Annotated in this window: 20 protein-coding genes and 3 tRNA genes; 5 read left to right on the top strand and 18 right to left on the bottom strand. The window is 42.4% G+C overall.

What is annotated here, in order from left to right:
- Positions 1–153 precede the first annotated feature (153 nt).
- From modE to gpmA, 4 genes are all read left to right on the top strand, one after another.
- Positions 154–945 (top strand): molybdenum-dependent transcriptional regulator, encoded by a 792-nt coding sequence (gene modE / locus PSF11_RS00675; protein ID WP_042116407.1) that lies wholly within the window; start codon positions 154–156, stop codon positions 943–945.
- Between the two features lie 167 nt (positions 946–1,112).
- Positions 1,113–2,597, top strand: coding sequence for a molybdate ABC transporter ATP-binding protein ModF (gene modF, locus PSF11_RS00670; RefSeq protein WP_004917805.1), 1,485 nt, complete (start codon positions 1,113–1,115; stop codon positions 2,595–2,597).
- 212 nt (positions 2,598–2,809) lie between these two features.
- The gene (locus PSF11_RS00665) at positions 2,810–3,640 is read left to right on the top strand and encodes a CPBP family intramembrane glutamic endopeptidase (RefSeq protein WP_072502921.1); all 831 of its coding nucleotides are present in this window, start codon (positions 2,810–2,812) and stop codon (positions 3,638–3,640) included.
- A gap of 171 nt (positions 3,641–3,811) precedes the next feature.
- Positions 3,812–4,564, top strand: a complete 753-nt coding sequence (gene gpmA, locus PSF11_RS00660) for a 2,3-diphosphoglycerate-dependent phosphoglycerate mutase (protein ID WP_004917803.1) — start codon at positions 3,812–3,814, stop codon at positions 4,562–4,564.
- An 83-nt stretch (positions 4,565–4,647) separates the two neighbouring features.
- On the opposite strand, the gene PSF11_RS00655 is transcribed toward gpmA, so the two are convergent.
- The 4 genes from PSF11_RS00655 to nadA form a co-directional block, all read right to left on the bottom strand.
- Positions 4,648–5,334 carry an outer membrane protein gene (locus tag PSF11_RS00655; protein WP_004917800.1) on the bottom strand — a complete coding sequence of 229 codons (687 nt, stop codon included), beginning with the start codon at positions 5,332–5,334 and terminating at the stop codon, positions 4,648–4,650.
- A gap of 550 nt (positions 5,335–5,884) precedes the next feature.
- Positions 5,885–6,940 (bottom strand): 3-deoxy-7-phosphoheptulonate synthase AroG, encoded by a 1,056-nt coding sequence (gene aroG, locus PSF11_RS00650; protein WP_014657762.1) that lies wholly within the window; start codon positions 6,938–6,940, stop codon positions 5,885–5,887.
- Between the two features lie 367 nt (positions 6,941–7,307).
- A complete protein-coding gene (gene pnuC / locus PSF11_RS00645; RefSeq protein WP_053110329.1) occupies positions 7,308–8,024 on the bottom strand; it encodes a nicotinamide riboside transporter PnuC in 717 nt (238 codons plus the stop codon).
- A gap of 77 nt (positions 8,025–8,101) precedes the next feature.
- Positions 8,102–9,142 carry a quinolinate synthase NadA gene (gene nadA, locus PSF11_RS00640; protein WP_004917794.1) on the bottom strand — a complete coding sequence of 347 codons (1,041 nt, stop codon included), beginning with the start codon at positions 9,140–9,142 and terminating at the stop codon, positions 8,102–8,104.
- 249 nt (positions 9,143–9,391) lie between these two features.
- On the opposite strand from nadA, the gene PSF11_RS00635 reads away from it, so the two are divergent.
- Positions 9,392–10,267, top strand: a complete 876-nt coding sequence (locus tag PSF11_RS00635) for an aminoglycoside 6-adenylyltransferase (RefSeq protein WP_072502920.1) — start codon at positions 9,392–9,394, stop codon at positions 10,265–10,267.
- Positions 10,268–10,346: 79 nt separating this feature from the next.
- On the opposite strand, the gene phoC is transcribed toward PSF11_RS00635, so the two are convergent.
- The 14 genes from phoC to cydB all read right to left on the bottom strand — a co-directional run bounded on the left by phoC (position 10,347) and on the right by cydB (position 19,286).
- The gene (gene phoC / locus PSF11_RS00630; protein WP_004917790.1) at positions 10,347–11,093 is read right to left on the bottom strand and encodes an acid phosphatase PhoC; all 747 of its coding nucleotides are present in this window, start codon (positions 11,091–11,093) and stop codon (positions 10,347–10,349) included.
- 465 nt (positions 11,094–11,558) lie between these two features.
- Positions 11,559–11,634, bottom strand: a tRNA-Lys gene (locus PSF11_RS00625).
- A gap of 32 nt (positions 11,635–11,666) precedes the next feature.
- Positions 11,667–11,742, bottom strand: a tRNA-Lys gene (locus PSF11_RS00620).
- Positions 11,743–11,900: 158 nt separating this feature from the next.
- Positions 11,901–11,976 (bottom strand) — tRNA-Lys (locus tag PSF11_RS00615).
- Positions 11,977–12,130: 154 nt separating this feature from the next.
- Positions 12,131–12,898 carry a cell division protein CpoB gene (gene cpoB / locus PSF11_RS00610; RefSeq protein ID WP_004917784.1) on the bottom strand — a complete coding sequence of 256 codons (768 nt, stop codon included), beginning with the start codon at positions 12,896–12,898 and terminating at the stop codon, positions 12,131–12,133.
- A gap of 22 nt (positions 12,899–12,920) precedes the next feature.
- Positions 12,921–13,418 (bottom strand): peptidoglycan-associated lipoprotein Pal, encoded by a 498-nt coding sequence (gene pal, locus PSF11_RS00605; protein WP_014657760.1) that lies wholly within the window; start codon positions 13,416–13,418, stop codon positions 12,921–12,923.
- 42 nt (positions 13,419–13,460) lie between these two features.
- On the bottom strand, positions 13,461–14,753 hold the full coding sequence (gene tolB, locus PSF11_RS00600; RefSeq protein ID WP_004917780.1) for a Tol-Pal system beta propeller repeat protein TolB: 1,293 nt from the start codon (positions 14,751–14,753) through the stop codon (positions 13,461–13,463).
- Positions 14,754–14,892: 139 nt separating this feature from the next.
- Complete coding sequence (gene tolA, locus PSF11_RS00595; protein WP_272682724.1) at positions 14,893–16,041, bottom strand: cell envelope integrity protein TolA; 1,149 nt, start codon at positions 16,039–16,041, stop codon at positions 14,893–14,895.
- A 36-nt stretch (positions 16,042–16,077) separates the two neighbouring features.
- Entirely contained in the window at positions 16,078–16,500 is a 423-nt protein-coding gene (gene tolR / locus PSF11_RS00590) for a colicin uptake protein TolR (RefSeq protein ID WP_004917775.1), read from the bottom strand.
- A gap of 17 nt (positions 16,501–16,517) precedes the next feature.
- The gene (gene tolQ, locus PSF11_RS00585; protein WP_004917773.1) at positions 16,518–17,201 is read right to left on the bottom strand and encodes a Tol-Pal system protein TolQ; all 684 of its coding nucleotides are present in this window, start codon (positions 17,199–17,201) and stop codon (positions 16,518–16,520) included.
- Positions 17,198–17,593 carry a tol-pal system-associated acyl-CoA thioesterase gene (gene ybgC / locus PSF11_RS00580; RefSeq protein ID WP_004917771.1) on the bottom strand — a complete coding sequence of 132 codons (396 nt, stop codon included), beginning with the start codon at positions 17,591–17,593 and terminating at the stop codon, positions 17,198–17,200. The genes tolQ and ybgC overlap by 4 nt, the downstream gene beginning before the upstream one ends.
- A 133-nt stretch (positions 17,594–17,726) precedes the next feature.
- Positions 17,727–18,014, bottom strand: a complete 288-nt coding sequence (gene ybgE / locus PSF11_RS00575) for a cyd operon protein YbgE (protein ID WP_004917770.1) — start codon at positions 18,012–18,014, stop codon at positions 17,727–17,729.
- Between the two features lie 6 nt (positions 18,015–18,020).
- Complete coding sequence (gene cydX / locus PSF11_RS00570) at positions 18,021–18,134, bottom strand: cytochrome bd-I oxidase subunit CydX (protein ID WP_008912071.1); 114 nt, start codon at positions 18,132–18,134, stop codon at positions 18,021–18,023.
- A 12-nt stretch (positions 18,135–18,146) separates the two neighbouring features.
- Positions 18,147–19,286, bottom strand: coding sequence for a cytochrome d ubiquinol oxidase subunit II (cydB, locus tag PSF11_RS00565; protein WP_004917768.1), 1,140 nt, complete (start codon positions 19,284–19,286; stop codon positions 18,147–18,149).
- Between the last annotated feature and the right edge of the window lie 7 nt (positions 19,287–19,293).

Below are 19,293 nucleotides of genomic sequence, written 5' to 3'. Positions count from 1 at the left end.
GGGATAGCTGTCACTATTGTAGACAAATTCTATTTCTAACGACACACTAAACGTGCTTTTTTATTAAGCGTCGCGATGACAGTTTATTTATATACTCTCACTAATACAAAGTACAACTTGAGTATATTCAATCTGATAGGAAGGGTTATATTTATGCAAGCAGAAATCTTACTGACACTAAAGCTACAAGGGAGTTTATTTGCAGACCCTCGCCGAATTTCATTGCTCAAGCAAATCAAAGCAACAGGCTCTATTAGCCAAGGTGCTAAATTGGCTGGGATCAGCTATAAAAGCGCCTGGGATGCTATCAATGAAATGAACCAGCTTGCTGACGATATTTTAGTGGATAGAGCCACTGGCGGTAAAGGTGGTGGTGGCACAACATTGACCCACTATGGGGAAAGGCTGCTACAGCTATACGACTTACTGGCACAAATTCAGCAAAAAGCATTTGATGTTCTCAAAGAAGACACATTACCTCTTGATAGTCTTCTAGCCGCGATTTCCCGTTTTTCATTGCAAACCAGCGCGCGTAATCAGTTTTTTGGTACTCTGATTGCTCGTGACCATAACCAAGTTCAACAACATGTCCAAGTGTTATTGGCCGACAATAAAACCATCATTAATGCCGCTCTTACAGAACAGAGTGCCAACCGTCTACGCCTTACTGAAGGTAAGGAAGTACTCGCTCTGATTAAAGCACCTTGGATAAAATTGACGAAGCAACCAATAAAAAATAGTGAATTTGACAATCAACTCGCTGGGAAGATAACCGCACTTGAACGTGGTCAAGAAAACAGCGAAGTGATCGTGACCCTATTAGGTGGTGAGAGCCTATGCTCTACCCTCAGTAACCAAGAAGTCGATAGCCAACAATTGCAGCTCAACGATAATGTCACAGCGCTATTTAATGCCGATCAAGTGATTATTGCCACACTATGCTAACCACGTGCACTTATCTAAATACGCCATTTCCTCACCAATAGATAAGTGCAAGCTTGTTTTTTGTGCGCCTTTCTCCAGTGAATGATTGACTTTATCTGTAATCATGATTATTTGTTGAGGTGACAGGTAAATAACGACAAAAATAATGACAAAAATAAGGAAGTGGCATGAAAGCAATCACCCTTCGTCACAGCAGCTTTAAGCTCAGTGACACACAAACACTGGATATTCCTGAATTAGCCATTAATCAGCATGAAAGTTGGGCGTTTATTGGGGCCAATGGTAGTGGTAAGTCATCACTTGCAAAAGCGTTATCAGGGGAACTAAAACCACTCTCAGGTATTGTGGAAAATAGCTTTGTATCTCCCGTACGCCTCTCTTTCGAACAACTGCAAAACATGATTAATGAAGAGTGGCAGCGTAATAACACGGATCTGCTTAGTGAAGATGAAGACGATACCGGATATACCGCCGCTGAAATTATCCAACTCCACCACCGAGACAATGAATACTGTCTTGAACTGGCCACAAAATTTGGCATTCACGATCTGCTTTCTAGACGCTTTAAATATCTGTCAACAGGGGAAACACGCAAAGTTTTACTCTGCCAAACCCTTATGGGGGAACCTGATTTATTAGTGCTTGATGAGCCTTTTGATGGCCTTGATGTCTATTCACGAAATAATCTGAGCGAGTTACTTAGCAGCTTATCTGAAAAAGGGTTAACAATTGTATTGATCCTGAACCGATTTGATGAGTTACCCGACTTTATTGACAATATGGGCGTATTAGCCGACTGCAAACTGACTTTATCAGGCAGCCGTGAGTCAGTACTTGCTAACACGTTAATCACCCAGCTTCAACATAGCGAAAGCTTAAAACATCTCACTATCCCTGAAATGGAAGATCCAACGGCTGAAGCCCCACTTCCTAGCGATATTCCACGGGTTATTTTGAAAAACGGCGTGGTCAGCTATAACGACAAACCGATTTTGCATGGTTTGAACTGGCAGGTTAATCCCAATGAGCATTGGCAAATTATCGGCGAAAACGGTGCAGGGAAATCCACGCTATTAAGCCTAATTACCGGAGATCATCCTCAAGGCTATAGTAATGATTTAACGCTATTTGGTCGTCGCAGAGGCACAGGTGAGACGATTTGGGATATCAAACGCCATATTGGTTATGTTAGTAACAGCATTCATCAAGAGTACCGCGTCGCGACTAGCGTGATTAATGTGATCATCTCTGGGTTCCACGACTCAATTGGTTTATATCAGACACCTTCTGATCGCCAAATTCAACTGGCTTATGAGTGGCTAGCCCTACTCGGTTTTCCCTCACAAACAGCACAACAACCTTTCCATAGCTTATCATGGGGTCAGCAACGACTTGTGCTTATCGCACGCGCCTTAGTCAAACATCCGGCTGTTTTGATTTTAGATGAGCCACTTCAAGGGCTAGATGGTTTAAACCGTTTATTAGTCCTACGTTTTATTGATGTAATGCTCAGCCAAGGCACGACTCAGCTTCTTTTTGTTACTCACCATCAAGAAGATGCGCCAACTTGCATTACCCATCGATTGAAGTTTGTTCCTGATAACGGCAAATATCGTTATGACATAGAAACTGTCGAGCAACAAACGGTCTAACCGCGCCATCATTGGGGTCGATAATGTTCGATTATCGACCTAAATTAATCTAATGATTAGTTCGCACACTTAATACTCAGCTATATAACCTGTTTATTTATATTAATTTTTTATCATTCCAGACCAATAGCTGTGCTTTTTCCTCGGAAAATAACTGAAAACAATTACACTGTGCCGCTTTAAATAATTCGAATAGATTTTAGGAACAACGTATGGCCAGTTGGTTTATTTTGGCGGCTTCACTCACAATACTTGCAACGCATCGATTTATTGCCACATTTTTACTCTTACTTGCGACAACAATAGCACTATTTACGGGTGTACTAAGTTGGCAAGCAATTCTCTTATTTGTCGCTATTACTGTCATTGGCGTGATAGGTTGGCGCTTTCAATATCATGTCTGGGTCAAAGTTATTAGCGAGGTCACGCTTGTTATCTGCGCTGTAGGCCTATTGATTCATTTTTTCCCAGGATTTCATAACCTCAAATACTTCGATAGCGTGATTGTTGGCGAGCAAAGCAGACCATTTACCATGTACTTTAACTTTGATAAGGCCTTGGTTCCTTTTGTTTTGTTATTTTGTCTCCCCAGCCTATTTTCAGCTCAAGCCCCCAAAACAGCAAAACCTTGGCAATGGTGGTTACTGATCATTGCCGTTCCTATGTTATTGGTTGTTGCTGCCATTGCGGGAGGACTAGGTTTTGAGTGGCATTTGCCGACTTGGTTACCTGCATTCATTATTTGCAATTTATTATTTGTCTCATTAGCCGAAGAAGCATTATTTCGTGGCTATCTCCAGCAGCGCCTCACTCAATGGTTTGGCTCCCCTTATCTTGCATTAATCGTGTGTGCCTTAGTGTTTGGGGCTGTGCATTTCGCGGGAGGCCCGTTGCTGATCCTTTTTGCGACCCTTGCAGGGATTATTTATGGACTAGCATGGATGTGGAGTGGCAAATTATGGCTTGCTGTATCGTTTCACTTCGGGTTAAATCTATTGCATCTGTTATTTTTTACTTACCCAGTCAAAATGGTTGCTGGATAAAAAACAAGCTGATTAAGGTACGATTTTTATCCAAATAACCGACTGACTATCACTTTTTTGATTTGGTTTGGGTAAAACATCAGTTGTGACTAGCGTTCGGATTGACTATCCCTATAATGTAAGTCAGCAATGATTCATTTTAATTTGAATGTACTGATAGGAGTTTAAGCTATGGCTGTAACTAAACTGGTTTTGGTAAGACACGGTGAGAGCGAGTGGAACAAAGAGAACCGTTTCACTGGCTGGACTGATGTTGAGCTGTCAGACAAAGGCCGTGAAGAAGCAAAAAATGCAGGCCAACTGCTGAAAGATGAAGGCTTTGTCTTTGATTTCGCCTATACCTCAGTTCTGAAACGTGCTATCCATACCTTATGGAACATCCTTGATCAGGTTGATCAGCAATGGCTGCCTGTTGAAAAGAGCTGGAAACTAAATGAGCGTCACTATGGTGCACTGCAAGGTCTAGATAAATCAGAAACTGCGGCTAAATATGGTGATGAGCAAGTTAAACTCTGGCGCCGTGGTTTTGCCATCACGCCACCTGAGCTAACAAAAGATGACGAACGTTTCCCAGGCCACGATCCACGCTATGCAAAACTGTCTAGCGAGGAACTGCCAGTAACAGAAAGCTTAGCAACAACCATTGAGCGTGTTGTGCCTTACTGGGAACAAGAGATCAAACCACGTGTTGCGGCGGGTGAAAAAGTGATTATTGCAGCTCACGGTAACTCACTGCGTGCGCTGGTAAAATACTTGGATAACATGGGCGAAGAAGAAATTCTTAACCTCAATATCCCAACAGCAGTGCCACTGGTTTATGAGTTTGATGAAAACATGAAACCAATCAAACATTACTATCTTGGCAACCAAGATGAAATCGCTGCAAAACAAGCAGCGGTTGCCAACCAAGGCAAAGCAAAATAATTAAAGTTAAATAAAGTAAAGGGTTGGCTAATCGCCAACCCTTTTTGTATGACATATTCCAATGAATAATAATACGTTAAAAATTAAAATAGATATCTAACGCCTAACACAAGCTCTTGTGACTTAAGGTGCGCTTTCATCTGCTCATCCTGTATGCCACGCGCATTGGCAAAACGATTCATACCGCTTTCGATTTTCCCTAAATCAATATAACGATATCCCAAGTCAAAATTTAATTTATCAATAGGCTCGTAACTTACACCAGCGCCAATCGAGTACGCTAAGTTAGTGTCAGTATTGCTACCATATTGACGTGCGGCATTACCTTGCCATCCCGATGATTTCACTTTTGCAACACCCAATCCCACGGTGCCATACACTGAAATCCCTTGGTAGATATCATAATCACGATAAACATTCAGCATTAAACGCTGCGATTCCGTTTTGTGATGATTAAAGCTGGTTGAAAAAGCGGTTGAGCCACTGGTGTACTCCGCTTTTTTATTAAAACTATACTCCCCTTCGGTACGCCAGCCATTACCATACTGATAACCCGCTGCAAGAGAAGCATTGTAGAAATCATCTTTATCATCACCAGAAACAAACTGGCCAATCCCTGGGCGGAGACTCGTATCCATACTATCCGCTTTTTGCCACACTTTAGAAAGTCGTGCGGAACCGTAATATCCCTCTTGGTTAGTTGACGCAAAAGCACTTCCCATCGTGCTGATTAATGCAAATGTTAACGATGCAAGTTGTAACTTCCTCATTAATATTTCCCTTTAGTTATAATATCGAAAAGGGATTATTTACTTTAGCGACTATTAAAGAAAGAGAAGTTTTTTGAATGATTTGTTCATTTTTACTGAAAACAAAAAATATAAAACTAAGATAATAAAAATAAACAAACTATAATAACGAGTAAATACAGTGAATAGCTCGACAAGAAAAATCTTAAATATTGATTTTTCCTTGCATTATTTATTCATGAGCAGAAAGGCCACAAAAACCCCTTTTACAGGTATTTTTAGCGGATCGTGATTTAAGGTATTTTGGCGTTTTATTTTTGGTAGTGCGATTATGTTCATCATGAACTCATCCGAAAATAGCTCAACACAACCAAAAAGTAAGTTTAGATTGCTCTATCGCTATCTACACCATATCGGTCAATAGCTTTAGAGATTCTAATCTCATAATAAGTAATAGGAGAGTGGTATGCTGCCTGTCGGTTTACCAATCTAAAGAGTACGACTCTCCTATCTAATAACGTAAAAAAGCCAGAGCAACAAGACTCTGGCTTCCTATATGAAATACTATCGATTACTTCTGGCGACGAGCAATCACCGCATCAGACAATTGGCGCAATACTTTTTCTGTATCATCCCATCCGATACATGCGTCAGTGACGCTTTTCCCATAAACCAGAGGCTCACCTGACTCTAGGCTTTGATTGCCTTCAACAAGGTGGCTTTCGATCATGACACCTGTAATAGAGCGATCACCTTGGCGTAATTGCTCGCTGACGTCATCAGCAACTATCATTTGTCTTTCAAATTTCTTGTTACTGTTTGCGTGGCTAAAGTCAATCATAATGCTGGGGGTTAGACCTGCATTCACTAGCCCTTCGCGCACCGCCTTAACGTGTTCCGCACTGTAGTTTGGCTCTTTACCACCACGTAAAATAATGTGGCAATCTGGGTTCCCGCTAGTATTGACGATTGCAGAATGCCCCCATTTGGTGACCGATAAGAAACAATGCGGTGAACGTGCTGAATTAATCGCATCAATAGCGATCTTAATCGTGCCATCTGTTCCATTTTTAAAGCCAACTGGGCAAGAGAGACCAGAAGCCAATTCACGATGTACTTGCGATTCTGTTGTTCGTGCACCAATCGCCCCCCAGCTCATTAGGTCAGCGACATATTGAGGGCTGATCATATCGAGAAATTCACCTGCGGTCGGCAGGCCTTGGTCATTAATTTTCACCAATAGTTCACGGGCAATACGTAGCCCTTCATTGATATTAAAGCTATTGTCCATATTAGGGTCATTAATTAGCCCTTTCCAACCTACTGTGGTACGCGGTTTTTCAAAATACACACGCATCACAATTTCTAGCGAATCTTTGAGTTCTTCTCGTAACTTATTAAGGCGCTCGGCATATTCCAGAGCAGCTTTAGTATCATGAATAGAGCAAGGACCAATCACAACCACAAGGCGATCATCTTCGCCTGACAGTATATTATGGATGGCGAGACGTGCTTCATGAACGGTAAACGCCGCTTTGTCCGTCGCTGGAAACTTCTCCAACAACGCAATTGGTGGCAATAATTCTTTTATTTGTTTAATTCTGACGTCATCGTTCTGATAATTCATACCCGTTAATCCAATGTTTATTTTTTTATATAGATGATTTACATACCCTATGGATTCCAATAGCAGGCCGATGGTAAACACTTACTTTTAAGCGAAGAGAGATTCTCTTACCACTCACAATGCTGCAACTTGAAAGACGACAGGTATCGAAATTTTAATCTAACCGTTCAGCCGCCTTCTGTAAACAGGCAAGCTTAGTATGAAATAGTTAGTTTTAAGCTTTCAGATTATAAAATGAGGCTAAAGGCGATTAAACAGCACAATAGCCCCATATTTAGGGGGAATTTTAGAGTAAAAAACAATAAAAACGGCAAAACATCGATAATGTTACTTTAGCCGTTTTATTGTTAATTTTCGTCACCGTGGTTTATGAGAGGGGCACAGAGCCGTTTTGTTTTGCCGATTTCACCCAAAGCCTTGAACCATTCAGCGCGATACCTAGCAAAATGAGGTACTCTAATGACATCGCATATACCCCTTGCTTATAGAATACGATAATACTAATTACGTTGATGATCACCCATAAAAGCCAATTTTCAACGTACTTACGCGTCATCAGGATCATTGCAACCACAGATAATACTGTCATGGTCGAATCCCAGAATGGAAATGCATCGGGTTCTAACACAGGCATTGTTAGGTTAGCGCCAAACAGATTCAAAATGTTAATTGCCCATTCCGCCAATACCCCAAAGACCCAATCAATATTGTATGTTAGGTAAATGATCACAAATAAAGAGATGATCACTGTTATCGTCGCCTTAGGCATGCTTAACCAACGAATTTTCAGTTCCGTTTGTTGCTGGTTATCCACTCGGCTCCACGCATACCAACCATAAATATTGGCGATAAAGAAAAATACCTGTAAAAGTAAATTAGCATACAGTTGGATTTGAAAAAAAATCACCCCAAACAGCGTCACATTGATTAAACCAAACAAGTAATTAATGGTTTTTTCAAGACTAGCTAGCAAAATACATAACAAACCAGCCACTGTTCCTACTGCTTCGATGTATGACAATTCATACACACTATCCCATAGAGGAATATTCACTAATACATTACTTGTGCTAAAGAAATCCATCCCAAAATCCTTCTCTCAACCCTATGTCATGCCACATTATGATTCCGCGTGGCCTCGATATAAACAATAGTGCTCTTTTATTTTAGACTCTCTGCAAAATCTAGCATTCTATTTAAAGGTAACATCGCTTTTTGACGTAGCGCTTCACTCACATAAATTTGATGTTGCTCCCCGTGACTCTCTAAGGCTTGTGCTATTGCTTTTAAACCATTCATCGCCATCCAAGGGCAATGGGCACAAGTACGGCATGTCGCACCTTCCCCCGCGGTCGGCGCGATATACAAAGACTTATCAGGGCACGCTTGCTGCATTTTATAAAAAATGCCTTTATCGGTCGCGACTATCATTGATGGATGAGGCAACGTTTGCGCCGCTTTGATTAATTGGCTTGTCGAGCCGACAGCATCAGCAAGCTCGACAACAGCTTGAGGAGACTCAGGGTGAACCAGCACCGCCGCTTCTGGATACAGCGCTTTCATTTTGCTCAGAGACTGGGTTTTAAATTCATCATGAACAATACAAGCGCCCTGCCAACACAAAATATCAGCCCCTGTTTGTTGTTGAACATAACGGCCAAGATGGCGGTCAGGCGCCCAAATAATTTTCTCGCCTAGGCTATCAAGATGCTCGATTAATTCTACCGCAATACTGGATGTCACCACCCAATCTGCTCGTGCTTTCACCGCCGCAGAGGTATTCGCATAAACCACCACTGTACGATCAGGGTGCTGATCGCAAAAACGCGCAAAATCCGCCTCTGGGCAGCCTAAATCAAGTGAACATTCGGCATCTAATGTTGGCATTAAAACGGTTTTTTCAGGGCTTAAGATTTTTGCGGTTTCCCCCATAAAACGTACCCCCGCGACTAGCAGGGTTGATGCACTATGACGGGCGCCAAAACGAGCCATTTCCAGAGAGTCAGCAACACATCCACCTGTTTCCTCAGCCAATGCTTGGATTTCAGGATCGGTATAATAATGTGCAACTATCACCGCATTTTTTTCCAGCAATAACGCTTTGATGCGCTCACGATAAAATGCTTTCTCTTCTGAGCTTAGCAATGCAGGTCTAGCAGGGAACGGATAAACCGACTGGTTAAAATCAATAAACTCGCTCATCTTGTGCCTCTGTTTAGCATAATGCAATTTTACATCTAAAATCGCCTATAAAATGGGTCGAAAACCACATTTTTGTTTTATATACTAAACAAGATACCCCAATTCATTGAGGAAGTCTTCTCGATTTTTGGTGATGATGGCGTGATTTCTCACTATTTCACTAAATAATCATGATAATTATCGAGTTTTTTAGCATTTTAGTCATTTTACAGGTATCTTAGCCACATCAATAAATTCGATGGGTTAGCTATGGAATCACCTGCATCTTTAATCAATAAGATTATTTCCGTTTCTTTGCTCGATCCTAGAATTGATGCCGTCATTTTGACTGGCTCAAGAGGTAGAGAACAACAAATTGATCATTATTCAGACATTGATATTGAATTAGTCGGTTCAGGTGTAACAGCACTTTTTCATGACCAACAATGGATACACCAATTTGGTCAGCCTCTAGTGGCTCTACATCTTACAAATGGTGGTGAAAATGAGCCTGAATGCCCGACTTGTTTAGCGATTTACGAGCAAGGAAGAAAAGTTGATTTTACCTTTGCTGAACCAAGTCGATTGCAAAAGATGAAGCAATATGGGCTTGATAATACTTATGCCCGTGGCTACACCATTTTACTCGATAAAAGCGGTATCACGGATAACCTTCCCGACAGTGATCAGGTACAACTTCCGCCTAAGCAACTCAGTCAAAACAAATTCACGTTTATTGTGAACGAATTTTGGTATGAATCACATCAAGTTGCGATTGCCCTTTCGCGTAATGAACTCTGGAGCGCTTGGTCAAGAGACGTTGATATGAAAAATGCCCTACTGACGATGTTAGAGTGCTATGTCTCAAACAAAAGTAAAGGGCAGCAAGATGTTTGGTATCACGGCAGAGCATATCAACAATGGATGCCAGAGCACATTATCCAAGCAATGGAAACCTTGTTTGATTACCGTAATGCGCAACAAGCTGCATACAACTTACATCTGTTGATGAAATGCTTTGATGAAATCACGGTGGAAGTCGCCCAGCAGCGCAATTATACCATCGACCACACTCTTGGCCAGCGCATGCAAACACTGGTAGTTGGCATGTTGCAAGATAACAGTTTATTGCCTGAAGGGATCTGACGCGATTTTACCATATAAAACACAATAAAAAACCGCCCCTCTCGTTGTCGCTGATGGGGCGGTATCGTTTTAAGTAAAGCTATTTTTTCAGTTTAGCAAATTCGTCTTTGGCTTTTTGTAACTGTTTTTGGAATTCAGGGTTGGAGTGTAAAGTTGCTACCGCACCCGATGCAACGATACGAGCAGCATCAACATCACTTTGCCAATGGTAACCACAGATGACTCGGCTTTGGCCAAGTTCATAACCACGTTTTAAAATTTTATCTTGGTTTTCTGGGTTAATTTCTGACAATACGAGTGCAGATGCCCAGCCAATTGCGGTGTGTCCGGAAGGATAAGAGCCATTCTTAGATAATTTGTCCTGATCTTTCGTGTTACAGGTAGCAACACCGTAGAACGCAAATGGACGAATGCGCATGTATTTCTCTTTGGCTGAGCGAGTTGCTAAATCCCCCGCATCTTCAATCATATTCGTCAGCAATTTATGAATTTCAGGCGCATCCTTTTCGGTAATGGGATAACCAAAAGCTTCAGAAAATGCGTTCGCAACACCGCCCGCAGCCAGATCAGCATCCTTAGCGGCTTGTTCTCCACGCTCAGTATTTCGCAATAAACGGCCTTTTTCATACATCGCTTGGTCGTTTAAAAATAAGATGCTGCCCACTTCAGGTGGTGGTGGCAATAACGCTAAACTATCAATAGCCTGTGAGTTTTTTAAATAATAAAGATCGGGTTTAGTTGTCACATCATTGCCGGGAGGGATCGCCGCAAATACACTGGTTGAAACAAAAGCCCCTGCGCAGAATACTGCTAATAGTTTTTTCATCCGCTAGTCCTTTCCTAGTCTTTGCCATAGATAAAATAATTTATATTTTACAAGGTGATCAGTTATTGATGTTTTATTTAGACTAGTCCAAGTAGGTCAGTAATACCTTGCGTAAGTTCTCAAAAAAAGAAGTCAATACCCACACAATAACTCAGGCTGAATGGTTTTTGCTCAAGAGTTAGGTGATGATAGCCACAAGATCGCGACTAAATATCGACTTACTCATACGAAGAGGTTTGAAAATCGGCGTCTACACGTGTCCATTCCCAATGCCGCCCCTTACCCTAATACCGGTATAATTAATCGATTAGGAGAGGATACAGGCGCATTTCTGGAAATCATCGACACATACGAGCCATTGTGACCAATATAGCGCTATTTTGCTTGATGGGCTTTTAGATTGAATAACACAATTTAACTACGCTAGAAAATGGAAGGATTTGAAGATAATGGCATTTCTATAGATGGTGGGTCGTGCAGGATTCGAACCTGCGACCAATTGATTAAAAGTCAACTGCTCTACCGACTGAGCTAACGACCCATCTAATATGACTGGATTTTGTTATCTTAAGATGGTGGGTCGTGCAGGATTCGAACCTGCGACCAATTGATTAAAAGTCAACTGCTCTACCGACTGAGCTAACGACCCATCTGATATAACTGATTTTTTTATTTTAAGATGGCGGTCGTGCAGGGTGACTCATTGTGTTTGAGGCCTAATACGAACAAGCGTTCAATGAGCTCTTGTTCTACCGACTAAATTAACTCACACATCTTAAAGCACATTAACGAAATAGAGGCTGTTAATGGTGGGTCGTGCAGGATTCGAACCTGCGACCAATTGATTAAAAGTCAACTGCTCTACCGACTGAGCTAACGACCCATTAAACTTAACAACTTATTCTTGCGTCAACGGCGGCTTATATTACTCATTTCTGACGATGGTGCAATGATTTTTTTGAAAAAAACGATTGAATGCACACTTATCATACGGTTAACCCCGAAATATTCGGTAATTACTTCTTCGGGGTTAATCATTAAAGTGAGCTAAGCTTTTTCTCTGCAAGTTTAGCACCAGCGCTATTCGGATACTGTTTCAGCACCTGTTGATAAACTGCTTTTGCTTTATCCTTCTGCCCTTTGTCTTGCATGATCAGGCCGACTTTATACAGGGCCTCACTGCTTTTTTGGGATTTAGGATATTCTTTCACAACAGTTGCAAAGTAGAATGCCGCATCATCTTTGCTACCTTTATTATAGTTAAGTTGCCCTAACCAATAGTTAGCATTAGATTGATAGCTAGATTTGGGATAGCTTTTAATAAAGCTTTGTAATGCACCGATGGCCTCATCGATTTGCGCTTTAGATTTGCTTTTCATCGCAAGCGCAACTGCAGCATTATAATCTTCCTTTTCGCCACCACCAGAAGCTTCTGGTGCAGGTGCTGAAGTGGAGGAGTCCGCTGCTGCCGATGAATTTGATGATTCTGTAGTACCGCCACTCACCTGACCTAATTGCATATACAAATCTTTTTGGCGCTCAACAATTTGATTCAGTTTATATTGATTTTCCTGAATCTGACCACGCAATGTATCGATATCGCGTTGGTTGTCAGCAATCTGTTGCTGGATTTGATATAAGATCTGGCCTTGAGAGTTAACTGCCGTCTCAAGCTGAGTAAGACGATCACCGGATGAACCGGATCCGACATTAATGATTGGCGCTTGGGCAATAGCGGCCCAAGGGGCCGCTACGCCAACCAATAACGACAGACCTACAAATAAATGTCTGAAGTTACTGTTCATAAGAGATAATTTCGCTTATCGATTAGTATGCAATAACTGCACGACGGTTTTTAGCGTAATCAGCTTCTGTGTGACCTAACACAGCTGGTTTTTCTTTACCGTAAGAAACCAGAGAAACTTGATCACCCGCTACGCCTTTGCTTTGCAGGTACATTTTAACTGCATTAGCACGACGTTCACCCAGTGCGATGTTGTACTCAGGAGTACCACGCTCATCCGCATGACCTTCAACAACAACTTTAACAGATGGGTTGTTACGTAGGAAAGCTGCATGAGCATCTAACATATCAGCGTATTCTGGAGATACGTTGTATTTATCGAAACCGAAGTAAACGATATTGTTATTTTGCAGTTCTTGCATTTGCTGACGTGCCAGCTCTTCCGCAGACAGACCACTGTTAGTTTGGTTCATTGAAGAATCCGCGCCATTTTGGTCATTGTTTTTGTTAGAGCTACAAGCTGCGACAGCCATGATTGGTAATGCGATCATCAGCCCTTTAAGCACTTTATTCAGTTGCATCGTTTTGATCCTTAATAGTTTGCCACACATTATTATTATGCATCACAGATACGGCGACCAAGCAGGAAATTTAACCTGTCCATCGGTTGCCGGAAGACGCGCTTTGAAACGCCCGTCGGTCGAAACTAGCTGCAATATAGTCCCCAAGCCTTGAGAGGAGCTATAAATAACCATAGTGCCGTTAGGTGCGATACTCGGCGTTTCATCTAGAAACGTTTTCGTTAAATATTCAACGTTACCCGTCGCCAGATCCTGTTTGGCGATATGCTGCTGACCACCGCCGGAGCTGACCATTACAATGAAAGATCCATCCGGGCTAACATCAGCGTCCTGATTTTGTGTACCTTCCCAGGTCACACGTTCAGGGCTACCGCCATTAATATTAATCTTGTAAATTTGCGGACGACCCGCTTGGTCAGATGTATAGACCAATGTTTGACTATCTGGCATCCAGCTTGGCTCTGTATTATTACTACGACCATCAGTCACTTGACGAATTTGGCCGCTCGCTAAATCCATAATATAAAGATTTAAGCTACCTGTTTTTGACAAAGCAAAAGCCAGTTTAGTCCCATCTGGAGAAAACGCTGGAGCACCATTATGACGAGGGAATGATGCAACCTGACGAACGGCGCCAGTCGATAGCGTCTGAATCACCAGTGCTGAACTGCCACTTTCAAACGTCACATACGCCAAACGCTCACCATCAGGTGACCAAGTTGGCGACATCAAAGGTTCCGGAGAACGATGAACCGTAAATTGGTTATAGCCATCATAATCAGAAACACGTAATTCATAAGGGTATTGACCCCCTTTATTAGTCACAACATAGGCGATACGTGTACGGAATGCACCACGAATACCAGTCAGCTTTTCAAAAACTTCATCGCTTGCGGTATGGGCGGCATAACGTAACCACTCTTTAGTGACCTTATACTGGTTTTGAGATAAGACCGTGCCTGGGCTACCAGCAACATCAACTAATTGGTAGCTAACCACATAGCTGCCATCAGCCGCGGGTTGGATTTGACCGACAACAACGGCATTAATCCCCAATGCTGTCCAAGCCTCAGGAACTACTTCAGAAGCGGTCGCAGGTTGTTGAGGCATACGACTAGGCTCAATAGGGTTAAATTTGCCACTATTGCGTAAATCAGCACCAACAATTTGCCCGATTTCTTGTGGAGGTGTACCTGAGCCAGACCATTTAAAAGGAACAACCCCTATTGGCTGAGCACTATTAACACCTTCCGTGATCTCAATACGGATTTCAGCCTGAGCAACTGTTGCCCATAACATGAGGAACCCGAGAACTACTTTAAAAGCCTGCTTCATCCTTATCTCCCTTACTGTGGTATTCACTGCCACAATAATTCGCTGAATTTTAACAAAGGTATACTAACAAAACTAGATATTGTAAGAACTATTTATGCTATAGCAGACATAAATTCAATACAGACAGCTCCGACTTATCTTATTTTGGGCTAAATACAACTGTACTTCCTTGTTTTTTAAATGCTTCATACACATCCGCCGGTGGGCGTGGTAACGTTGCAAGGTTTGCAGCTCTGATTGCTGCACTACACAATGCTGGGTCATTAGAAGCATTATTTTTAGGGGTAATACTTACTAATAAGCCATCAGGTGCAATTTGTAACTTAATTTCACACGTACGTCCACGGTAAGTATCTGAATCATAAAACTTACTCTGAATCGCGGCTTTTATTTTACTTGCATAATTTTCAACGTCTGCATTGGATGCCCCAGAACGTTTACCGCCACCTTGGCCTGCGGAAGCCGCTCCACCTTCACGACTTGGCCCTGTAGAGGTCAAATCACCGAGTAGATTATCAATCTCAGCGGAATTTTTTGCAGCCTCTGCTTTCTCTTTAGCTGCTTTGGCTTTTGCTTCCTTATCGGCTTTGGCCTTAGCTTCTTTAGCTGCTTTAGCTTTCGCTTCTTTCTCCGCTTTCTCTTTCTCCGCTTTCTCTTTCTCCGCTTTCTCTTTCGCCTCTTTTTCCGCTTTAGCTTTCGCTTCTTTCTCCGCTTTCGCCTTAGCATCAGCCGCTGCTTTCGCTTTTATCGCTTCAGCTTCTTTTTTCGCTTCGGCCTCTGCTTTTTCCTTCGCGGCAGCTTGTTCTTTAATCAAGCGTTCTTTTTCTGCTTTGGCTTTTGCCGCCGCTTCTTCCGCTATTTTTTGCTCTTCCTTCGCTTTTCTTGCCGCTTCAGCTGCTTGTTTTTGTTGCTGCTCAACTTGTTTTTGCCGCTCCTGCGCTTCTCGTTCACTTTGAATACGCTCTTGCTCAAGCTGTTGCAGACGTTTTTGTTCCTGCTCTTGCTTTTCCCTTAGCTCAGCTTCTTGTTTACGCTCTTTCTCTTTACGCTCTTTAGCTGCTTGTTTAGCGCTATTTTCTTGTTGTTGCATTTGGTTATATTGCTGAACAACCGCGCCGGGATCGACCATCACCGCATCGATGACAGTCCCCTCCTCCCCTCCGCCGCCAAGTTTGACAACGGAAACTAAGGAACCAATTATAATTAGGCCTATCAATAAAACGTGCAACGCAAGCGACGTTAGAAGAGAAAGCCTTAAATTATCTTTTTTCTCTTTTGTCTTTCCCACAATTGGTTTCCAAAAAAAGAATCATTACTCACTCAATTACATGGGTTGAGTCATTAAACCGACCGATTTGATCCCTGCTTGATGCAAAATATTCAATGCCTTAATCACTTCATCATAGGGCACTTCTTTTGCACCACCGATAAGGAAAATCGCCTTTGGATTTTTATCTAGCTGAGCTTTCGCTTCAGCCGCAATCTGTTCTGGTGGTAGTAGCTCTAAGCGCTCACCATCAATTAACATATTGTATTGACCAACTCCCGCAACCTCTAAAATAATCGGTGGATTATCGCTTGATGATACGGTCTGGCTTTCAGCGGCATCCGGCAGATCAACCTCCACGCTTTGTGAAATAATCGGTGCTGTCGCCATAAAAATTAGCAACAGTACCAACAAAACATCCAGCAATGGAACAATGTTGATTTCGGATTTTAGCTCACGTCTGCGACTATTGCGCGCCATTCGCTTATCTCCCCGTATTATTTCTTATCAGCAGAGAATGCTTGGCGATGTAAGATAGCCAGAAACTCTTCCATAAAGTTATCGTAGCTCTGTTCTAGCTTATTGACTCGCTGATTTAATCGGTTATATGCCATTACCGCTGGGATTGCTGCAAATAAACCAATTGCTGTTGCAATCAACGCTTCAGCGATACCCGGCGCTACCATTTGTAGTGTTGCTTGTTTAACCGCACCTAATGCAATAAAGGCATGCATAATTCCCCATACCGTACCAAAAAGACCAATATAAGGGCTAATAGAACCAACCGTCCCTAAAAATGGGATGTGCGCTTCTACGGATTCAAGCTCACGGTTCATCGAAATGCGCATAGCACGAGATGCCCCGGTGACAACAGCATCCGGTGCATGAATATTCGCTTGGTGTAAACGAACAAACTCTTTGAAACCTGCATGGAAAATTTGTTCTGCTCCACTTAGCGAGTCACGGCGAGCCTGACTTTCTTTGTATAAGCGAGATAACTCAATACCAGACCAAAACTTATCTTCAAACGCTTCCGCTTCTCGAGCTGCCGCATTTAAAATTTTTGTTCTCTGAATAATGATGGCCCAAGAAGCAATAGAGAAACCAATCAAAACGAACATAATGATCTGAACCAATAGGCTCGCTTTTAGGAATAAATCCACGATATTCATGTCAGTCACTGTTTAAACTCCGCGACAATAGACTTAGGAAGCGCTGTCGGCTTCATTTTTGATGTGTCCACACAAGCAATCAGGGCCGTAGCCCCGCAAAGCAGGTTACCTTGTGAATCAATTAACCTTTGTTGAAAGGTTAAAGAGGCACGCTTCATCTCAATGATTTGTGTCTCAATTTCCAATAAATCGTCCAGCCGAGCCGCTCTAACAAAGTCCGTTGTCATACTCCTGACAACAAACCCGATATTCTCAGCCAGTAAACTTTGTTGATTGATACCTTTATCCCGTAGCATCTCGGTCCTAGCCCGTTCAAAAAAAGCGAGATAACGTGCATGATAAACCACACCGCCCGCATCCGTATCTTCATAATAGACGCGAACAGGCCAACGAAATAACATAACAATCACTCCATCCTAGGTTAAATTAATTAACGGTGCCACTATACTCAAGACGGTGGCGCTTTGGAATGACCTAGGGGTAAAGTTATCAAAAAAAAATTATGGATCCGCAGACCCATAATTGACAATTAGATTAGCTGAAGACTTTAACCAAGCCCCAGATAAGGATAATGATGGCAGGTAAAGGATGGAAAAGTAGTCGCCAAATCAATTTATTAGGTCGAAATCCGACACCAAAAATCATGCCACTACAGGTTGCCCAAATAAGTAATAACCCTTGCCAGATAAGAAATGAGCTGGTTTTAGCCGCAAATTGGGTTGGATCCCACATGACACTCCCAGCAATCCCTAACGCTAATATAAGGATAAGGATCCGTACCGGACCCTTATCCAATAGCTGATAGCTTTTATCCACCAGCATTATTTATTACTCGCCATCTTTAGCAGCAGCTTTATCTTCCGCATGCTCTAAAGCTAGAGCTGCAATCACTGCAAAACTACAAGCTAACAGCGTGCCAAGAATCCAGGCAAAATACCACATATGTTATGCTCCTTAATACAGTGAATGCTTGTTGCCTTCGATGAAGTTTTTGTCCAAACGGCCAAACATTTTGTAGTAACACCACGCAGTGTAAGCCAATACAATTGGAACAAAAATAATCGCAACAACCGTCATAACTTGCAGAGTAAACAGGCTAGATGTTGCATCCCACATGGTCAAACTTGCATTTGGCATGATGTTTGATGGCATGATGAATGGGAACATTGCAACACCACAAGTTAAAATGATACAAGCGATAGTGAGAGATGAACTCACAAACGCTAACGCATTTTTGTCTGCTTTACTAAACAGCATAGTCAACAGTGGCAGTACCACACCTAGAGCAGGTAATGCCCACAGCACAGGATAGTTGTTGAAATTAGTCAACCACGCACCTGAAGCAACTTCGACAGTTTTGTTCAGTGGGTTAGATACGCTTAATGTATCGATAGTTGAAGTCACAACGTAGCCATCGATACCCATAACCAACCAAGCACCTGCACCTGCGAAAGCCAGCAGAGTTAATAATGCTGTTACATAAGTTGCTTTACGAACACGTAGGTGTAGTTCACCGGTCGTACGCATTTGTAAGTATGTTGCACCTTGAGTCACAATCATCATTAAGCTAACAACACCAGCTAACAGACCATATGGGTTCAGTAGGCCGAACAAGTTACCTGTATAAGTCAGATATTGTTGGCTATCGATTTGGAATGGAACACCTAAAAGCAGGTTACCAAACGCAACACCGATAACTAATGGTGGAACGAAACCACCGATAAATAGACCCCAGTCCCACATGTTGCGCCATTTTGGATTCTCCAACTTAGAACGGTAGTCAAAACCGACTGGGCGGAAGAACAGTGCTGCAAGCACTAAAATCATCGCGACATAGAAACCTGAGAATGCCGCAGCATACACTTGTGGCCATGCTGCAAACATCGCACCACCTGCGGTGATCAACCAAACTTGGTTACCATCCCAGTGCGGCGCAACTGAGTTAATCATGATACGGCGATCAGTATCTGTTTTACCTAGAATTGGTAATAAGAAGCCGACGCCCATGTCAAAGCCATCCGTGACAGCGAAGCCAATCAGCAGAACGCCGATTAGAATCCACCACACAAATCGAAGAACTTCATAATCAAACATAAGTGGA

It is taken from the genome of Providencia sp. PROV119 (genome assembly GCF_028482435.1).
In the GTDB taxonomy this organism is placed as follows: Bacteria; Pseudomonadota; Gammaproteobacteria; order Enterobacterales; family Enterobacteriaceae; genus Providencia; species Providencia stuartii.
This window is presented reverse-complemented; position numbering and strand designations above follow the sequence as displayed.